Source organism: Streptomyces sp. O3 (genome assembly GCF_054788135.1).
The window spans coordinates 21,793-40,311 of sequence record NZ_JBTVYK010000064.1 but is presented as its reverse complement, the minus strand read 5'-3'; the positions used below and the strand labels follow the sequence as shown (position 1 = coordinate 40,311).

The 18,519-nt window shown below is 68.4% G+C and carries 14 protein-coding genes; 4 read left to right on the top strand and 10 right to left on the bottom strand.

The window, feature by feature from the left end; translation table 11 throughout:
* The first annotated feature begins 608 nt into the window (after positions 1–608).
* Positions 609–1,253 carry a helix-turn-helix domain-containing protein gene (locus ACX6XY_RS26040; RefSeq protein ID WP_460335601.1) on the top strand — a complete coding sequence of 215 codons (645 nt, stop codon included), beginning with the start codon at positions 609–611 and terminating at the stop codon, positions 1,251–1,253.
* A 279-nt stretch (positions 1,254–1,532) separates the two neighbouring features.
* On the opposite strand, the gene ACX6XY_RS26035 is transcribed toward ACX6XY_RS26040, so the two are convergent.
* The 3 genes from ACX6XY_RS26035 to ACX6XY_RS26025 all read right to left on the bottom strand — a co-directional run bounded on the left by ACX6XY_RS26035 (position 1,533) and on the right by ACX6XY_RS26025 (position 6,973).
* Positions 1,533–4,523, bottom strand: coding sequence for a hypothetical protein (locus ACX6XY_RS26035; RefSeq protein ID WP_460335598.1), 2,991 nt, complete (start codon positions 4,521–4,523; stop codon positions 1,533–1,535).
* Between the two features lie 267 nt (positions 4,524–4,790).
* Positions 4,791–6,350 carry an L-lactate permease gene (locus ACX6XY_RS26030; protein ID WP_460335595.1) on the bottom strand — a complete coding sequence of 520 codons (1,560 nt, stop codon included), beginning with the start codon at positions 6,348–6,350 and terminating at the stop codon, positions 4,791–4,793.
* The gene (locus tag ACX6XY_RS26025) at positions 6,347–6,973 is read right to left on the bottom strand and encodes a pyridoxal-phosphate dependent enzyme (RefSeq protein WP_460335592.1); all 627 of its coding nucleotides are present in this window, start codon (positions 6,971–6,973) and stop codon (positions 6,347–6,349) included. The genes ACX6XY_RS26030 and ACX6XY_RS26025 overlap by 4 nt, the downstream gene beginning before the upstream one ends.
* A 328-nt stretch (positions 6,974–7,301) precedes the next feature.
* Between ACX6XY_RS26025 and ACX6XY_RS26020 the strand changes: the two genes are divergently transcribed.
* Positions 7,302–7,664, top strand: coding sequence for a hypothetical protein (locus tag ACX6XY_RS26020; protein ID WP_460335589.1), 363 nt, complete (start codon positions 7,302–7,304; stop codon positions 7,662–7,664).
* A 61-nt stretch (positions 7,665–7,725) separates the two neighbouring features.
* On the opposite strand, the gene ACX6XY_RS26015 is transcribed toward ACX6XY_RS26020, so the two are convergent.
* On the bottom strand, positions 7,726–8,643 hold the full coding sequence (locus ACX6XY_RS26015; protein ID WP_460335586.1) for a 4-(cytidine 5'-diphospho)-2-C-methyl-D-erythritol kinase: 918 nt from the start codon (positions 8,641–8,643) through the stop codon (positions 7,726–7,728).
* 193 nt (positions 8,644–8,836) lie between these two features.
* Between ACX6XY_RS26015 and ACX6XY_RS26010 the strand changes: the two genes are divergently transcribed.
* Both ACX6XY_RS26010 and ACX6XY_RS26005 read left to right on the top strand, forming a co-directional pair.
* Positions 8,837–9,064 carry a hypothetical protein gene (locus ACX6XY_RS26010; protein WP_460335583.1) on the top strand — a complete coding sequence of 76 codons (228 nt, stop codon included), beginning with the start codon at positions 8,837–8,839 and terminating at the stop codon, positions 9,062–9,064.
* Positions 9,065–9,517: 453 nt separating this feature from the next.
* Positions 9,518–10,474, top strand: a complete 957-nt coding sequence (locus tag ACX6XY_RS26005; protein ID WP_460335580.1) for an oxygenase MpaB family protein — start codon at positions 9,518–9,520, stop codon at positions 10,472–10,474.
* 77 nt (positions 10,475–10,551) lie between these two features.
* Here ACX6XY_RS26005 and ACX6XY_RS26000 read toward each other — a convergent pair whose 3' ends face one another.
* From ACX6XY_RS26000 to ACX6XY_RS25975, 6 genes are all read right to left on the bottom strand, one after another.
* Complete coding sequence (locus ACX6XY_RS26000; protein ID WP_460335577.1) at positions 10,552–11,514, bottom strand: Gfo/Idh/MocA family protein; 963 nt, start codon at positions 11,512–11,514, stop codon at positions 10,552–10,554.
* On the bottom strand, positions 11,514–12,092 hold the full coding sequence (locus tag ACX6XY_RS25995; RefSeq protein WP_460335574.1) for a dTDP-4-dehydrorhamnose 3,5-epimerase family protein: 579 nt from the start codon (positions 12,090–12,092) through the stop codon (positions 11,514–11,516). The genes ACX6XY_RS26000 and ACX6XY_RS25995 overlap by 1 nt, the downstream gene beginning before the upstream one ends.
* A 45-nt stretch (positions 12,093–12,137) precedes the next feature.
* A complete protein-coding gene (locus ACX6XY_RS25990; RefSeq protein WP_460335571.1) occupies positions 12,138–13,244 on the bottom strand; it encodes a nucleotide disphospho-sugar-binding domain-containing protein in 1,107 nt (368 codons plus the stop codon).
* Between the two features lie 38 nt (positions 13,245–13,282).
* A complete protein-coding gene (locus tag ACX6XY_RS25985; protein ID WP_460335568.1) occupies positions 13,283–14,635 on the bottom strand; it encodes an FAD-dependent oxidoreductase in 1,353 nt (450 codons plus the stop codon).
* A 528-nt stretch (positions 14,636–15,163) separates the two neighbouring features.
* The gene (locus ACX6XY_RS25980; RefSeq protein ID WP_460335565.1) at positions 15,164–17,140 is read right to left on the bottom strand and encodes an MFS transporter; all 1,977 of its coding nucleotides are present in this window, start codon (positions 17,138–17,140) and stop codon (positions 15,164–15,166) included.
* A 184-nt stretch (positions 17,141–17,324) separates the two neighbouring features.
* Positions 17,325–18,224, bottom strand: coding sequence for an NAD(P)-dependent oxidoreductase (locus ACX6XY_RS25975; protein ID WP_460335561.1), 900 nt, complete (start codon positions 18,222–18,224; stop codon positions 17,325–17,327).
* Positions 18,225–18,519 lie beyond the last annotated feature (295 nt).

Sequence of the window (18,519 nt, the reverse complement as noted above, 5' to 3'; positions counted from 1 at the left end):
CAGAGACAAGACCCAACGAAAACAAACCACGAGCACCTAACACCACACTAAAAAACCCAACACCAAGACCACCCTGGCGGCCTGGCGCGCTCGGCCGCGCAGCGACGTGGGCAGAGTGCTCGCCACCGGCGAAGCATTCAGCCGAACGCAGAGCGCGGGACCTCGGCGTACGCGAGTTCCCAGTCCGGGGAGAGAGCCCCGCCAGACCTGAGGACACGCCCCAGCTCGGCACGGCTGGGACGCTCACGGCCGCTGCTCAGACAGCAGACTTTGGCGGATTGGGAACGCCGGGACCACCGTCCGGCACCGGCCTGACGGCCCGGTAGCAGGTGTTGTGCCAGTAAGCGGCTACGGATGCGCGCGTGATCCGGCGCGCAAGCTCAAGCGGCCCGATTGCGTTGCCACAGCTCTCACACTCGGTGCCGCCCGGCGCGTACGTCACATACTCCACATCATCAGCCTTAGGAGCCGTAGAAGAGTTCTGCATCCTGGTCATCGGTCCGCCGTCCGTCGGGGCTTCGGTACTGCCTCAAAGTTCGGCGCAGATGGGTACGCTCGGCTAGCAGGGGCCGTGACACAACAACGCTGTATCAAAGGAGCGTTGAGCTTTGGCCACAACTTACGGTGAATGGCTGGCAGAACGACGCAAAGAGAAAGGCTGGACACAGCAACAGCTAGCAGACAAAGCCTTCCTCACCCGCTCGCTGATCGCCGCCATCGAGCAGGGACAACGCTACCCCTCCGAACGCGACGCAAAACAACTCGACAAAGCCCTCGACATCTCCGGAGACGTACTCACCACCTTCCGACCGGGACAGGCGACAGGCGACAGGCGACAGGCGACAGGCAACGTTCCCGACTGGTTCGAGACTGGCCGAGAGTTCGAGCAAAAGGCCGTAGTCATCCGAAAGTTCGGCCTCAGCTTCGTGCCTGGAATCCTCCAGACGAAGAGATACGCAGATGCGGTGCTGAGGCGCGCCTACCCGCCTACGAGTGAAGATCAGCGACACAAAGACGTTGTGACAAGGCTTGAGCGAGCCGCCATTCTCGATGATCCCGTGACTCCCGTGGTGTGGGCCCTGCTCGATGAAGGGGTCTTACGGCGGCCGTTCGGCGCTGGCGTCCCCCTCTTGGCTGGCATGGTCAGCCTCATGTGGTTCGAGGATCAGCCGCACGGCCCCGCTCTCCTGGTCACACCGGCCGCCTGGTCCTCACTCGTGTCCGCAATCCAGTCCGGCACACTCAACACCTGAACCACTGCCCCACCCCACAGCCCCCCCCCCCGCCCCCCTGCGTCCAGCAGGGAGGCCTGCTGAATCACCCGGTGAAACCGGGGTCGGCCCGCGCATCCGGGACCGAGCTGAGATCTTGAGGCAGCGCTCCCCGTGCTGATGAAGGCCGACGCCGCCCTCGTCCGCCGCTGGCGTACCGCGCCGTCCCTGCCGGGAGACGCGCTTCTGCCGGGGCGGCCCGACAGTGGTGGGTCGACCCCGGCAGGGTGGGGAGTCACGCCCTGGCCTTCTCCAGAGCGCTCACTGGTGGTTGTGCAACTTCCGGCGTCGTTGCACCGCTGCCGCGGTCAAGGCGCCTGCCGCGAGCAGTGCTGCGGCGATCCCTGAGATCAGCCCGGTGTGCGAGGAACCCGTGTCGGGCAGGGAGGGTGATCCGCTGGGCGACCCGGACGTCGGTGCGGGCGTCGGCGGCTCCGGCGAGGGTGTCGGGGACGGAGGCTCGGTGGGCTCGGACTCTGAGGGTGACGGGGACGGAGAGGGGGGTTCCGTCGGCTCCGACGGGGACGGCGACGGGGGTTCCGTCGGCTCCGACGGGGACGGCGACGGGGGTTCCGTGGGCTCTGATGGGGAAGGGGAGGGGGGTGGGGGTGTGGTTACTTCGTCTACTACCCAGGGGGCTTCTGTTGCGAGTAGGGGCAGTGTTGAGCCGTTCGGTTGGCGGCGGTCGCCGGCGATCGCGATCTTGTTCCAGGTGCGTTCTCCGCCCTCGAACGGCTCGCCCGCCGCGGCCTCGTCGGGTACCGCCATGGTCCAGGTGAGCGTGTAGCGTTCGCCGGCCTCGAAGACGTGCCCGTCGAAGTCGAAGCGGAGGGAGCGGATGCGGTTCCAGGCGTCGACCTGGTCGGCGGGCACGAAGGACGGGTCGGGGTCGCCGTCGCACTGGAAGGGGGCGCTCTTGTCGGGGCTGTTGTCCATCTCGGGGCGGCACGGGTCGGCCTCGGTCGAGTAGGTGATCGTCACCGGCGCGGAGTCCGTGTCGACCGGTCCGGTGAGCGTGGGGCGCCACTGGCTGGTGACGTCGTCTTCGTACCGTCCGCTGGTCACGCCGGGGGTTCCGGGTGCGGGCAGCAGGTCGTAGGCGACGACGTTGGTGAGGTCGGTGTTGCCCATGTTGCCGAGCACGGTGCGGTATTCGACGGTGCCGCTGACCGTGGACTGGCCGACCTCGTCCTCTTGGCCCGGTACTTCCGCGGAGCCCTTGAAGGCGTCGTCCTGGTCGCCTTTGACCTCTTTGGTGACGAACAGCGCGGAGGACTCGGCGATGGCGAAGTCGTCGGTGGCCTCGGCGACGTTCTCGCTGGTGTCGCCGTCTCCGTCGATGTCGTGGCGGTCGGTTGTGCGGGTGTTGACGGGCCGCTCGGCGTCGTAGAGACCGGCGCGGTTGCCGGCGTAGTCGGCGTCGTCGGGCGTGCCGCCGTAGGTGCCGCTGTCGACGCCGGGTTTGACCGTGGTGCGGAACTCGTAGACGCAGGAGGAGTTGTTCGCGGGGATCTCCGCGCCCGGTTCGGCGGTGAGTTCGACGCGGGTGCGGCCGTCGGTGGCTTCGGTGACGGCCTCGGTGAAGCGGTCGCTGGCGGGGCAGTGGCCGGGCTGGTCGTCGGCGAGGGTCCAGGAGCCCTTGACGTAGGCGAGCTGGCTGGGCACCAGGTCGACGTAGCGGGGGCGCAGCGGTGAGGAGCCGGTCTGGTAGCGGTCGTTGGTGAGGGTGGCGGTCCAGAGGTGGGTGCCGCCGGGGCCGACCGGGGTGGGGTCGGTGGACTTGCGCAGGTCGGGCTGGGATACCTCGGGCTCGATGTGGAAGCTGGTGCAGGATTCTTCGTCGGCGGTGCCGCTGGCGCCGGTGAGGTCCAGTTGTGCGCAGTTGTCGACGTCGCCGTCGCCGCTGCCGTCGGGGAGTGCGGAGGCGTCGGCGCGGCCGGAGATCTGGACGATGAGGCTGGTGCGTGCGGGCAGGTCGGGGATGTCGACGCGGATGGCTGTCAGGTCGCCGAGGTCTCGCAGGTCGATGGTCTGTCCGGTGGGTGTGAGGGTTTCGGTGGTGCCGTCGTGGCGGGTCGCGGTCACGGTCCAGTCGCCGCTGTAGGTGCCGCCTGATGCTGTGGACAGGCTGAGCGTCAGGGCGTCGAAGCCGTCGGGCAGCGTGTCGTTGAGGCGGGCGTCGGCGGTGTCGGTGCCGGTGTTGGCGAGGCGTAGCACGTAGGACACGCGCTGTCCGTCGGCGGCGAGTGGGGTGTCGACGGATTTGTCGAGGGTGCCGGATACTTCGCCGCTGCCGGTGCCGATGACGGTGTCCAGCTCGTCGGTCTTGGTGATTTTCTCGGTGTCCGGGCCGTGGGGGTCGCCGGTGAGGGTGGCGGTGTCGGTGAGGGTGGCGCCGTCTTCGGCGTTGTCGCTCACTCGCACGGTGATTTCGTGGACCACGCCGTAGGGGTAGTCGGTGACCTGTGCCAGCTGGTCGCCGGGGCGGTCGGGGTCGGTGTCGACGGGCCAGCTGATGGTGCGGGTGTCGGGGTCGTATGTGTAGCCGGTGGGGGTGGCGTCGACCAGTTCGACGCCTTCGGGGAGTGCGTCGGTGAGGGCGGTGTTCTCCAGGGCGAGGTTGCCGCGCGGGCGGTTGGCGTTGCGGGGGTCGTTGGTGGCGGTGACCTTGTAGGTGAGGGTCTCGCCGGGGCGCGCGGTCGTGGGGCCTTCCTTGCGGATGGCCGGGTTGGGCTCGGCGGTGACTTCTACTTCGGCGTCGTCGGTGCTGGGGGTGCCGTCGCCGTTGGCGGCGGTCGCTGACATCTGTGCTGTCTGTCCGCCTGGCGGTGTCCAGTAGTCCTCGGTGGGCCAGCTGACGGTGAGCTGGGAGCTCTGGCCGCTGGCGATGGAGCTGTAGGTGACGGTGACGCTGCCGTCGTCGTGGGGGGTCACGTCTGTGACGCCGGGCGGGTAGGGCTGGGACACCACGCCTGTGCCGAAGGCGCCGGGCGGGGGTGTGAAGGTGACGGTCACGTCTTGGCAGTCGCCGGGGATGGAGCACTGGATGAACCCGTTGTATGTGACGTGGTCGCCTGAGGGGACCGGTGTGGTGGCCGGGTCGAGGCGGACGCTCATGCGGGCGTCGGCGCGCGCGGAGCTGCCGTGCGGGACGAGCGCGAGTGCCGCGAGGGCGACGAACAGGACGGTCGCCGCGGCGATGGCCGCGCGACGGTACCGGTGGGCGATGAGGATCACGGCGCTTCCGACCACGAGGGGATATGCGTACGTGTCAACTGTGTGGTGGTGCCGGGCGCGCCCCGCGTTGCGACAAAGCGATAACCACTTTTTTCACTGAAACGGACCTGCGTTCGGTGCCGGTGACGGCTCTCAGCCGGTGGCGGTGGGCATGATGGCGTCTAGGTCGGTGTGCGTGCCGCGTGTGTACGCGGCGTCGAACGCGGCGTCGTCCAGGGTGGTCCGTATGCGGGTCTCGATGCGGGTGGTGTCGCCTCGATCTTCAACGCGTGAGGTCGGTGCTCAGCGCCACAGGAGGGCGATGACTCCGAGCACGAGGAAGACCGCGGCGTGCGTGGCGAGGACGATGCGCAGCACGCGGCCGGTGTCGACGGGCGCGGACGCTTGGGTGCGTACGGCGGTGTCGGTCTCGGTCGGCGCGGTCTTTACGACGGTCGTGCCGGGTGCGGCACGGGTGTCGGTGTGGTCGTCGGCATGCGCTGTCCTTGCTGGTGAGGGGCTGGATGTGCCGGAACCGCCGGGCGAGTTGGCGGCGAGTTCGGCCGCGAGGAGTACGCGGGCCACGGATCCGCCGGAGGCCAGTGCGGCGCTGACATTCTGGATGCCGACGAGTTGCAGCGCCGGGTAGCCCAGGACGTGGGCGGCGGCGCTCTGGCTGGCGGCGAACATGGCGTTGGCGCCCGTGTTGGAGCCGGCGAGGAAGCCGCCGACCGCGCCGATCCACGGGGCGAGCAGCAGATAGGCGGGGCCGAGCGCAGCGCACGCCTCGGCGATCTCGCGGCTCATGCCGGTGACCGTGAGGAGGGTGCCGAGGATCAGGAACAGGGCGGTGGTGAGGGTGACTTGCCACCAGCGGCCGAAGGCGGTGCGTACGGCGGTGGGCAGTATCGGGTCGCCGACGCCGAGCAGGCGCGGGGTGAGCGCGGTGGTGAGCAGGAGCCAGCCGGCGGGTCCCGCGATCACGGTCCACCAGCCCTCCTCGATCCCGGCCGCGCCGAGGGCGGCGCGGCCGGCGAGCAGGCCCAGCACGAGGAAGGCGTACGGGGCGAAAGCGCGGGCGACCGGCTCGGGCTCCCTGGTCGCGGGCTTCTGCAGGCGGGAGACGAGCAACAGGACGGCGATCGTGGCGAGGCCGCCGAGTACGCCGGCGAGCGGGACGCCGATATAGGTGTTGACAGCCCATACAGTGAGCCACAACGTGCCGGTGGCGAGCAGGAGTTCACCGGTGTCTGACAGCGCACGCCGGGGCCCGTAGGCGACAGCGAGTGCCACGGCGCCGCAGATGAGGAAGACAGGCGCGGAGAGGAGCGCGGATACGACGCCGAGTTCCTGGAAGTCGACCTGTCCGAGTTCGGCGGAGACCAGGCTGCCGGGCGCGAGGGAGCCCCACGGCACGGTGACGAGGCCGAGCAAGCCGATGACGGCTGCCCTGACCGGGACGAGGCCGAGCCTGCGGAGCAGCGGGATGGCGACGACGACGCCGATGCCGAAGCCGGTGAGGGACTCGGCGAACGGGGTCACGCCGAACACGATGAGCAGCAGGGCCCGGCTGCGGGAGTTACAGGCGCCGCTGAGGCGGTCGCCGAGGCGGGCCTGGGCCCCGGTCCGGGACATCAGCTCGCTGAGGAGGATGCCGCCGAAGAGGATCGCTGCGAGCTCGACGAGCGTGGGCAGCATATGGAGTTGGGCGTCGCCGAGGTCCGCGAGCGGTATACGGAACGTGGTGGCGGTGAGGACGGCGGCGGTGCCGAGGGCCGCGAGGGCCGCGTAGAGGGCGCGTACTTTCGCGGCGAGGAGCCCGAGGGTGGCGAGGATGGGGAGGGTCGCCAGGAGTGCGTTCATCGGGTGGCTGCCTTCGTTGTGGCTCGGGTGGAGGTTCCTCGCGCGCGGGGCACGTGGGTGCGGGCCTGTTCGAGCAGGGCGCGGACGCTGCGGTCGGCGTCGATCTCCGGTCGTCGGCTGGTGCCGAGGCCGGGGATGTGCCGCTTGCCGGCCGGCCCGCCGAACGTGACGGAACCGAGCGAGTCGACGGCGACGATCCGGGTGCCCGGTGAGTGCTCACGGAAGTAGTCGGTGCAGCCCATGAGCGTGCCCGTGGTGCCCGCGCCGATGAACAGGTGGTCGATGTCCCAGCCCTGCCGGGCGATAGCGGCCGCGGTGCGCTCGTAGTGGGCGCGCGGGCTGGCCGGATTGGCGTACTGGTTGGGCCACACCAGTGAGTCGTCCTCGGCGAGCCGCTGGTGGATGTAGTCGATACGGGTCTGCAAGTAGCCGCCGTTGGGGTCGCGTTCGGTGACGACGACGACATCGGCGCCGAATGCCTCCATCAGACCGATGCTCTGTCGGGAGGTGTTCGGGTCGGCCACGCAGACGAAGGAGTAGCCTCGGGCGGCGCACACGGAACTGAGCGCGATCCCGAGATTTCCGGAGGACGATTCGATTACCTTCCCGCCGGGTTTGAGCATCCCTCTGTTCTCGGCGTCCTCGATCAGGCCGACCGTGCCTTGATTTTGATGGAGCCGGCTGGGTTGAGGCCCTCTATCTTCAACTTCAGATCGATATGTGGAATGAATCCGTCCAGGTCCATGAAGACGCTGTCCAGAACCAGTTCATGAGCATTCCGGTAGAGCATCGGACCTCGCCGTCACGGCCGACTGCTCTCAATCCGGGATGGAGACTTTGTCACTTGTCACCCGTTGCGGGCGGGTGTCACGTCGCGGGATGGGACAGGCAGGGTAGGAGAATGCGGCCATGGACAATCCAGACAGCAGAATTCTGCTCTTTCGTAACACCATGCGTATCAGCGACGGACACCTGGAGGGTTTCCGCGACGCCACGGCCAGAGCGGTCGAGTTTGTCGAGCGGCACGGCCCTCAGCTCATGGTGGAGGTGTTCATCGACGAGCGACGACTGCTCGCGGACAGCTTTCAGCTCTACAGCGATTCGGATGCCGTACGGGCGCACTGGCAGATGTCGGCCCCGTACATCGACGACGTGATGGACCACTGCCGGGTGGAGCGCTTCGAGGTGTTCGGGGAGCCGGACGCGGACGTGGTGGCCGGTGTGCGGAAAGCGCTCGGCGACCAGGTGTCGCCCTCGTTCTCACCGCGCTTCACGGGGTTCCTGCGTGTCGACGCGCTGCGGCCGGGACGGTAGGGGCGGCCGACCGTCGACAGCGCCAGTCGAAGCCGGGCGGCCGCACCGGGCAACGGACCGCTCAGGGGTTCGTCAGGTCTCGGGGGGTCAGGACCGTCGCCCCTGGCACCGGTCCGCTGGTGACCCGGACCGCCCTGCAGGTGCGCGCGGCAAGCAGCGACTGCGCGACCGCCTGCGCCGATTCCGCGTCCTTGGCGAGGAAGGCGGTGGTCGGACCCGAGCCAGAGACCAGCGACGCGAGGGCGCCGCCGTCCAGCCCGACCGCAAGAGTCCGCTCCAGATCGGCGCGGAGGGCGAGCGCGGCCGGTTGCAGGTCGTTGCTCAGCACGCCGGACAGGGCTACCGCGTCGCCGCCCCGCAAGGCCTCGATCAGCGCCGGGGATGCCTTGGGGGCCGGAACCTCACAGCCCTCCCAGAGACGGTCGTACTCGCGGTACACGGCCGGGGTGGAGAGGCCGTCGTCGGCGAGCGCGAAGACCCAGTGGAACGTGCCGCCCACCTCGAGTGGGGTGAGTTGCTCGCCCCGTCCCCGTCCCAGGGCCGCACCGCCTACCAGGGCGAACGGAACGTCACTGCCCAACTCCGCGCAGATGTCGAGTAGTTCCGCGCGGGAGGCGTTCGTGCCCCAGAGCGCGTCGCAGGCCACCAGTGCACCCGCCGCGTCAGCGCTGCCGCCCGCCATACCGCCCGCGACCGGGATGTCCTTGGCGATGTGCAGATGGACGTCCGGAGACACGCCGTACCGCTCGGCCAGCGCCACCGCCGCCCGCACCGCCAAGTTGCTCTGGTCCAGCGGGACCTGGCCCGCGTCCGGGCCCGCACACGTCACCTGCAGCGAGTCGCCAGGCGTCGCCGTGACCTCGTCGTACAGGCCCACCGCCAGAAACACGTTGGCCAGGTCGTGGTATCCGTCCGCGCGGGCACCGCCCACCGCCAGCTGGACGTTGACCTTCGCCGCCACCCTTACTGTCACACTCACTGACCCACTCCCCGGTCGCCGTGTCCTGACGCGTCCGCAGCGCGGGACGCGGCTCAAGCGTACGAACGTCCCCCGTCCCGCCGGACGCCGAATGCGGAAGCTGACATAGTGCCGGTGTGCGGCGACTGGGGCCCCGGCCTGGCCCTTACGCTGCAACGGCCCTGACGACGGCGCTGGCTGTGCGGTCGTCAGGATGGTCGGCCGTATCCGGGAGGCGGCGCCTTCGGGGGTCGACATGTACATGGACACGTTCGCGCGAAACGATCTGACGACCGCGGTCGATCTGCTGGCCAGGCGTGGCCGGATCGTGCTGCTCTCCGGTCTGGAGACGTGTCCCACGCTGCCGGTGGGCCGGCTGTACGTGAAGGACTGCTCGTCGGCGGTTCGCTGCGTCCGCCTGCGGTGTACGCGCTGCCGTTGAGCGCGGTGGCCGAGGCGCGTCGCCTCGTGGAGACGGGTGCGGCGTGGGGGGGGAAGGGCGTGCTGCGCATGGGCGGATGACGGTGTGCGCCACGGTGCCGCCGTGAACCTGACCAACCCTCGGGGAAGTTTCTGGAGGGCGGTGCGGAGCACTGCGAGGCTCGTTCGTATGACTTCCATCATCGACAACAGCTCCCTCTTCGACCTGACTGCCGACATTTCGTCGAGGCGACCGGGGACGAGGGCTACGGCGTGGTGAGCGATCTGACCCGCAACGGTGAGTGGAGCCCGGAGTGTCAGGGCGGTGAGTGGGTCTCCGGGAAGCCCTGGGCTACCGCACGAAGTACGGCCGTGGATGCCCTGGGGGGTCTCTCCAGGGGCCACCGGGGCACTCCGAACTGCAGGGCCGGGCATGGCCACGCAGGCCCGTCTTCATGAACGGAGGAAGATCTACATGATCACCGGTAACCGCACAAAGAGACACTATGAGCAGAAGTATGCACGCCTTCAGGAAATGCGGCGCATGGATGTCCATGAGGAGTACAGCAAAATTTGGTGGATGTCCATAGATTACGAATTTCCATGGGATTTTACCGTAGCGGGCTCCCTCGCCTTCTTTAACAGTGTCGCACCAGCGCATATGGCTGCCCTGTTGGTGGAAACCGGCGAACTGACGGAGAACACACAGCGCAGGCTGGAGCACTTCGGTCTGATCAGTCTGGAGATAGCGCGCCGCGGCTTCAAGGACCCGCGCGGCAGAGCCGCTGTCCGCCAACTGAACCGCATCCACAAGAACGCGGTCAAGAGCATCAGCGACGAAAACCGGCAGTGGTCCATCAGTAACGATGACTACCTGTTCGTGCTGGGCACGAGCATGGTCATACCGGCCCGGTGGGTGGACCGCTACGCCTGGCGGCCGCTGAGCCGGCACGAGCGGGAAGCCCTCTATCTGCACATCAAGAAGCAGGGCGAACTCATGGGGATCAAGGAAATTCCTGGATCGTACGAGGACTTCGCAAAGTTCCACGATGACTACGTGGAAAAGCATTTCCGGTACTCACCCGATGCGGTGAGACTGTGGCAGGTCCTGCAAGGAATGATCATCGACCCCATGGTCGGCTGGCTGCCGGAGCGGGTGCGCCCGCTCGGCCGTCGGGTCGCCGCAGCGGCGGTACCCGCGCTCCTTACCCCGCACATGCGGAAGGCTTTCGGTGTCGGTGAGCCGTCACGCCTGCTCTGTCTGGCTGTCGACACCGCCCTCAGCGTGCGCGCGGCCTATGTGCGTCGACAGCCACCGCGCACCGAGCCGTCCGTCCCCGATCCGATGCCTACCCCGAGCTTCCCCACCGGTGAGTTCGACATCCAAAAGCTCGGCCCCGCGCACACCACGGGTGTGACAGCCGCCGACTGACGCGGGCCGGAGCCGCGGTGTGCGGGCATCGCGGCAACCGGTGGCTGCCGTACCATGAGCCGCGCCGTTCGGTCGGTTCAGTCGCGAGCCGCGTACCGCAGCACGGCGTCCAGCAGCTGTGCCTGCCGGACACTGTCCTGGTACGGGGCGGAGCCTGCTCGTACGGCTTCGGCGAACGCGGCCACGGTGTTGGCGACTTGGTCGTCGGGCCGCAGCGGGATCTCGTCAGCGCCGGAGTCTCCCTGGAGCACGGCTACCGGAAGCCGGTCGGCCGGCGGGGTGAAGACCCGGTCGAGTGTGATCCGTCCCTTGCTGCCACACAGCTCATAGGAGTCACGGTAGGCGTGGTCGAGCCCGAAGGCGAGTTGTGCGCTGACCCCGTTCGGGGTCTGCAGCAGCACGGCGCCGCCGGTGTCGACCTCGAATCCCGGCCCCGAGCTGAACGAGGCGCCGAGGACCGCCAGGTCGGGCCCGAGCAGGTGCAGTGCCGCGCGCAGGGGGTAGACACCGGTGTCCCATAGCGCGCCGCCGCCGAGTTCGGGGCGGTAGCGGATGTCGCCCGCGGGGCGCCGAGGGACGGTGAACCAGCCGTGGAACGACCTCAGTTCGCCGATGGCGCCCTCGGCCAGGAGCCGTCTCACCTGTGCGTGCTGGTCGTGGTGGACGAACATGATGTTCTCCATCAGCGCCAGGCCGCGGCGCTGAGCCAGCTCGCCGAGAGCGGCTGTTTCGGCCAGGTTCATGGTCACCGGCTTCTCTGCCAGCACGTGCTTGTCCTTCAACAGCGCCGCCTCGATCCACTCGGCGTGCAGGGCGAGCGGGACCGGTACGTACACCGCGTCCACAGTGTCGTCCGCCAGCAGCTCGGCGTATCCGTGCACCGGCCGGGCTCGGTACTCCGCGGCGAGCGGCCGTGCCCGGTCCAGGTCCCGGCTCGCCACCGCGGCCACCTCGGTGGTGGGGCAGGCGGCGAATGCGGGGAGCATCCGCCGCCTGGCGATATCGGCACAGCCGAGCACACCGATCCTGACCGGTTCCATCACGCCTCCTTCGGCGACCAGTTGGGCAGCAGCCCGGTGTCCAGGATGTCGGCCAGGCTGCGGGCCGTGGTGTCCTTCTGCGACATCAGGGGCGGTTCGGAGTGCCCCCAGGGCAGGGCGAGCTCGGGGTCCAGTGGATTGATGTCGATCTGTGTGCCGGGTGCGTACACCGTCGACATGGCGTAGCAGATGCGCGTGTTGTCGGTCAGCGCGAGGAACCCATGGCCGACGCCGTCCGGGATGTAGAGAGAGCGGCCGGAGTCCGCGTCGAGGGTGCAGACGTGATGCCGGCCGAACGCGGGGGAACCCACCCTCAGATCGACGATGATGTCCCGCAGCGCCCCTCGTACGCAGGTGACGTACTTGGCCTGCCCCGGTGGCCGGGCCACCATGTGGATACCGCGCAGCGTGCCCCGGCAGGACTCGGAATACGCGATCTGCCGGGGCACGAAAGGCTCTTCGAGTACTTGCTCCAGCCGGTCGGCGCGCAGGCTTTCGTGGAAGCTGCCGCGCTCGTCGGCCAAGAGTTCGGGGGTGACGGCAAAGGCCCCAGGGATCGCCGTCTCGGCGATACGCACCGTGCTGTCCTCTCTCGTACTGCTGCGGTAGGTGCGCTGCGCCGGTCAGGTCCGGGCGGCCACCAGCTTCTCCATTTCGCCTACGATCTCGCTGGGCAGTGGGAGTCCGGCGATCTCGCGGGACAGAATCCCGGCGCGCTCGCGGTAGCCAGGCTCACTGAGCAGCTTCTGGCACGCCTCGGTGATGTCCTGTTCGCCGCCGGACTCGATGAAGACCGCGGCGCCGAACTCCTCCACCTTCCGTATCGCCGCCGTGGGGAACTCCGGGTTCGCGATCAGCTGGGGTACGCCCGCGTTCAGCGACGTCATATCGGTGCCGCCGCCGCCATGATGCACTATCACGTCGCAGGTGGGGGCCAGGATGTCCAGCGGCACCCAGCCGATCCGTACGTTCGGCAGCGCGTCCCGCAGCTCCGCGGCGACGTTCTCCGGGGCCCCGACGATGACCTCCACTCCGAGGCTGCCGATGTTCTCGGCCAAGCGTTTCAGGGCGTCACCGCTGAACAGCCTGGTGCCTGCGGTGATGTACACCCGGGGGCGGTCCCCCTTGCTGTACATCCACGGCTCGAGCGGCTGCTGCGGATTGCCCGGAACCCATCGCATCGGCCGGGCCGGGAGCGCGTCCGCGGGCTGGAGGCTGGGCGGGCACACGTCCAGCCACAGGTCGGGGTCGGGCACCCGGTCCAGCCCCAGCTCGCCGAGCAGAGGCGCCAGCACCTCACGGGCTCCCGGGTCGTACATGCGGGTGTCAATGCGGTCCCATTCAAGGCGTACCGAGGGGATGCCGAGGTGCTGGGCCAGCAGGGGCGCGGTGTAGAACATTCCGCCGCCGACCACGATGTCGGGGCGCCAGTGCTCGGCGAGCTCCAGCAGGCGTTCCATGCTGTTCACGGCTATCTCGGCGTATCCCCGGCCCACCGCCTCGGCCCACTCCACCGGGTCCTTCGGCATCGCGCCCATGAAGGCGCTGACCTCTTCCACCGACAGCGGAGTGATCTCGACCGGTGGCAGCCCGACGCTCGCGATATTGGGCAGCACCCAGGTGATCCCGCCCATCAGGACCTGGTGGCCCGCGTTACGGGCGGCCGTCGCGAGCGGCGCGTGCGAGAAGATGGGATACGGGCTGTTGCCCGGAACGAACAGGACCTTCATCGTCTCTCCTTGTGGGACGGATCGCTGGCCGGTATCGGTCAGCCCGCTTGCGTCAGCGCCTCGGCAGCCCGGAAGCCGGAAAGCAGCGCGGCCTCTGTGGTGGGCGAGTTGAAGTAGTCACCCGCGAGCACCACTGGGGCGCCCTGCTGCTGCTCCATGACCCGGACAGCCTGGCGGTACCGCCCCGGCGCCGGGAGCGGGAAGCCGTACGGGCGCTCGGCTATCTGGAACGGTTCGGCCTCGCCTGGGAAGTTCGACCACAGGGTCTTCAACCACGGCAGGACCGCGGCGAACTGCTCCTGCGGCGGCTGGCCCAGCAGGCGTCTGGTGTTCGCCCGGCCCGGATAGGCGAATACCAGGAGCTTGTCGACCGTCCGGCCCTGCGCGTCGCGCACCTTGCGCGGATAGGTGATCATGTTGCGCAGTGGCTGGTCGCCTGGTCCGCCGGCCACGATGTGTGCCTCGGACGGCAGAGCCTCGGCGTCCACCAGGTAGGAGACCGACAGGGCTGGTTCGTACTGCTGGCTCTCGATGAACCGCCGTGCGTCGTCGCCCAAGACCTCTGCCGGGAGCGCGGCGGTGAGCTTTGCGGCGATCGGTGCCGGGGTGGCGAGCACGAGCTCGTCGAACGTCTCAGTGACAGGTTTTCCGCCCTCCCCGGCTGCGGTGACCTGCACTCCGGGTCCCGCCATCTGCACATCGGTCACCTCGTGTGCCAGGCGCAGATCGGCACCTTCCGCGTTCTTCTCGGCAATGATCTGCATGCCGTTGCGGAAGACGTAGAAGCCAGAGCCGCCCATCCATGCGAGGAGGCCCTTGGCGTGCACCGCGGAGACGTCTTCGGAGGCGAAGTTCCAGAATCCTTCGATCTGCGGTCGCAGCATGAAGTCGAAGCCGCGCTGCGACAACTGCTGGTAGCCCCACTCGGAGGCGCTCAGTCCGTCGTCGATCAGGGCGGCCTTGACCGGGTCGAAGAAGTCGATCTCGTTCTTGTTGCGGACCTGTTTGAGGGTGGTGCGCAGGAAGCTGAGCCGGTCGCGCAAGCTGACGTGCTTGTAGGTGAGCGGGCTGAACACGGAGTCCGGGGACAGGGCGACGGCGTCGCCGTTGTCGGAGATGTAGATGTTGCTGGAGAGTCGCATGAGTTCGCTCTCCAGGCCGTACTCGCTGATGAGCTCTGTCATCAGCTTGTAGAAGCTGACGTACATCAGGTTGATTCCGACGTTGGGTTCGATCTCCGGCCGGTGCCATGAGCGGGCCCGTCCGCCGAGCCCGTCGGCCGCTTCGTAGATGACGACTTCCCGGCCGGACGCGATGAGTTTCTTGGCAGCGGCGCTCCCGGCCATGCCGCCGCCGATCACCGCGGTTCGCTTGCCTGCACGTGTGCGCATGACGCCCTTCTGGTTTCTGGGAGGTGGGGTGAGATGACGCTGAAGGCGGCCGGACGACGAGGTCCGGGTGCCGCTTGTCCCAGGCGGCGTCGGCGCGGTTCGCTCGCACAGGCCTGGCCAGCCCCGGCGCGGTCTTCACGTACTGCCTTCCCACGACGACCTGCGCCGAGGTCATTACGCGCTCTTGCCTCAGCCAGACAGCACCCGGTGCCGCCCCGCGGTCTCAGGTGCCGCGACGGAACCGGACACCGGCTGTCTGCCGGGATCCGAGAAATCCTCGACGGCATCGCCGCATAGCCGGCAATCGGCAACAGTCGCACTCCCTGAGGTTTCACGGTGGCACGCATCCCTGCGTACAAGGGTGTCGGCGGCGGTGTCCGCTCCTCAACGCGGCGGCGGAGTGTGTGTCAGGTCCGCTCCACCGCGGCGCGGGACGGTCTGGGCGCCGCGGTGAAGGCGCCGGCCTTCGCGGCAGGACGCGAGGGCCGACGTCTTCCTCCGGTGGTGGGTCAGGTGGTTTGACGGCTGTCACCTGGCGGAGAACTGGCTCTTGGCCGCCGCGAACGGCTCCTCTTCTTCCTGCTCGTTCTCGTACTCGTCCTCCTCCGGCTGTGGAGCCTCGCCGGAGGGGACGGCGCCGCGGTTCTTGCGCAGCGTGGTGAGCGCGATGGCCGCGCTGACGGCGGCGATGACCGCGCAGGCGATGCCGACCGAGTTGAGCCCGTTGGTATAGGCCTCCCTTGCGGCGGCCAGCAGGTCCTCCCCCGAGGCGACGGGCAGGTCCTGGGCGGCTGCGATGGCGTTTTCCATGCTCTCCTCGGCGACGTCAGCGGCGGCGTCAGGGGTGCTGTCGGGCACGCTGATGGTGCCGCGGTAGACGGAGGCGCCGAGGCTGCCGAGTGTGGCGATGCCGAGTGCGGTGCCCAGGTCACCGCTGATGGAGGAGAGGGCAGCCGCCGATCCGGCCTTCTCCGGCGGGACGGATCCAACAACCAGGTTGGTGCCGAGCGCCCCAATGGTGCCGACGCCGATGAAGATGATCACCAGGCCGGCGATCAGCAGCGGCATCCCACCGATCGGGTCGACGAAGACGATCAGCAGGTAGCCGATCATGCCGATGAGGAGGCCCACGCCGATGACGGTGCTGAGCGGGTGCCGCTTGGCGAAGACCGGGGCCACCTGCGCGGCGATGATCGAGGCGATGGCCGCGGGCACCATCCACAGGCCGGCCTCCATCGGCGAGAGTCCCTCCACCATCTGGAGGAATCCGGTGATGAAGAGGTAGCCGCCGCCGGTGCCGAGCATCGCGACCATCAGGATCAGCAGCGCGGCGGTGAACGCGCCCACCTTGAAGAGCTTCAGGTCAAGCAGCGGGTTGGCCAGCTTGCCCTGCCGCGACACGAACACCGCGCCGATGGCGAGGCCGACGACGAGCGCGGTGGCCGGCACCGGCTCGAAGCCGTAGCGCGCCAGCTCCTTCAGCCCGTAGATGATCGGCAGGATCGATGCCAGCGACAGCACGACGCTGAACAGGTCGAGCTTGCCGGCGTTGGGGTCCTTGTACTCCGGGAGGAGAATGGGGGCGACGATCAGCAGCACCACCATGACGGGCACGCCGATCAGGAACACCGAGCCCCACCAGAAGTACTCCAGCAGCGTACCGCCGACCACCGGGCCGAGTGCGGTGCCGCCCATGAAGCAGCTGGCCCACACCGCGATGGCGCGGCCGCGCTGGTACGGGTCGTGGAACATGTTGCCGATGAGGGCGAGGGTGGACGGCATCAGCGTCGCGGCGGCGATACCGAGCAGGGCGCGGGTGACGATGAGTTGCTCAGCGCTGTCCGAGTAGGCGGCCAGCACGGAGGTGATGCCGACGGCCGTGGCGCCGATCATCAGCAGCTTGCGGCGCCCGATCCGGTCCCCCAGGGTGCCCATGGTGATGAGGAAGCCAGCGATCAGGAAGCCGTAGATGTCCATGATCCACAGCGTCTGGGTGCCGGTGGGGCTCAGCCCCTCGGCAAGGTGGGGCAGGGCCAGGTACAGCACGCTCTGGTCGAGGGAGATCAGCAGAGTGGGCAGGGCGAGTGCGGCGAGCCCCAGCCACTCCCGGGCCCCGGCCTTCCGGACGGTGCCCTCGGGGGCGTTCGATGACATGGATGTCCTTCCTTGATCCTTGATCCGGCGTGTGGGTACGTGCCCAGCCCGGATACGGCTGCCGGGCGCGGGCGTCGGGCAGGATGCGGCCCCACCACGCGAGCTGGTCGAGCATCGTCCTGGCCGCGGCCCCGCGGCCCTCGGGTCCTTGGGGTGGCCCTCGTTGTCGAACTTCTCCTCGCAGTGAGGGAAGGCGACGGAGTCCCGGACGGTCACGGTGTGCAGTCCGGGGAAGATCTCGCGCAGTTGTGCGACCGAGCGGAGGCCTCCGCCGATGCCTCCGTAGGAGACGAAGGCGACCGGCTTGGCCTTCACGCCGATGTCGACGTCGTCGCGCTTGGCCGCCTTCACGGTGGGGCGCTCGCTACCGACACGCAGTCGGGGTACGGGTGCTCCGGATCGTGAATCGATCCCGTACACCCGCACCCCGTGGCAGGCCCGGCGTGGGCCTGTGTGGTTCAGTGCCGGCCAGGGAACCGCGGGTCATGGGCCCGCAGGCGCGGTCGGCACCGGGCACCGTGGCTCCGAGTGATCGTCACGGTTGCTTGCCCAGCAACTCGAACAGACTCGAGAATCCCTGTCCGCCGTGACCGCCGGCGATCCGCCGGTCCATCAGTTCCTTGACTTCCCGCATCCGCACGGCTTCCACACCGATGGACTCCCGATGGCTGATCATGTCGTCCATCAGCGCGGCCTGGACGTTGAGCGAACCAAGGTCCGGTGCGTATTCGCCGCTCTGGACCGCCTTGCCCATCGAGCTGATCAACCCTGGGAAGGCGCCCAACGAGCCGGCGACACGCTCAGCGAACTCCGCGACGTCGACTCCTTCCTCCTTTACCAGCTTGAGCGTGTGCAGAAAGCCGATGAGCAGCTCGTAGGCCACCGCGACCTGGGCCATGAATTCCACGGCGGCCAGACCGGCGTCCTCGCCGTAGTACGCGATGGTGCCCAGCACCTGCAGCGTCGACTCGTGGGCCTCGAACGCGCTGCGGGATCCGCTGAACGGGAACATGATGTTCGGCGTCCCCACGTACGGCGGATCTCCCATGATCTTGCCGTCGATGTACTCGGCGCCGCGCTCGCTCGCCCAGCGCTCGTTCGCCCGCCCTTGTCCGGGAGAGCCGCTCGTGAGGTTCACCAGCACCTTGCCCGCGACCGCAGCGTCGACGGAACCCAGTACCTCGTCAACCGCTGTGCTGTCGAGCAGACAGACCACAACGAGCGGGCTGGCCGCCGCCGCCTCCGCGGCCGTCGCGGCCGCCGTGGCACCGGCGTCGACCAACGGCGCGGTCTTGCTCGCGGTCCGGTTCCAGACCGTCGTGCGGTATCCGCGGTTGACGAACGCCTTGGCGATCGCCGATCCCATGTCACCGAGACCGAGCACAGTGACCTGGCTGGCTGTACCCGTCGAGCCGTCGGTTGTCGTTGTCGTCATGATGTTCCTTTCCGTAATGAGCAAATAGCTGGAGATACGCGGGTCACGACCGTCGATACCTCGTCGACCACACCAAGGTCGCTGAGGAACCCGGGCCCCCGCCCGATGCGCGGAGGGTCTCGCCGAAGTGCCGTTCGCTGGTACGCCGACAACCGCCACCGGTGGGAAGCACCCCCCGACTACGCCCATGACTCCGCTAACAGTGAGCGGTCAGGGCCGCGGGTGCAGCAGAGTTCAACGCGGTATGTCAGGTCTCCAGATGTCGGGTGTCCAGGACTTGACAGACTTCCCGCCT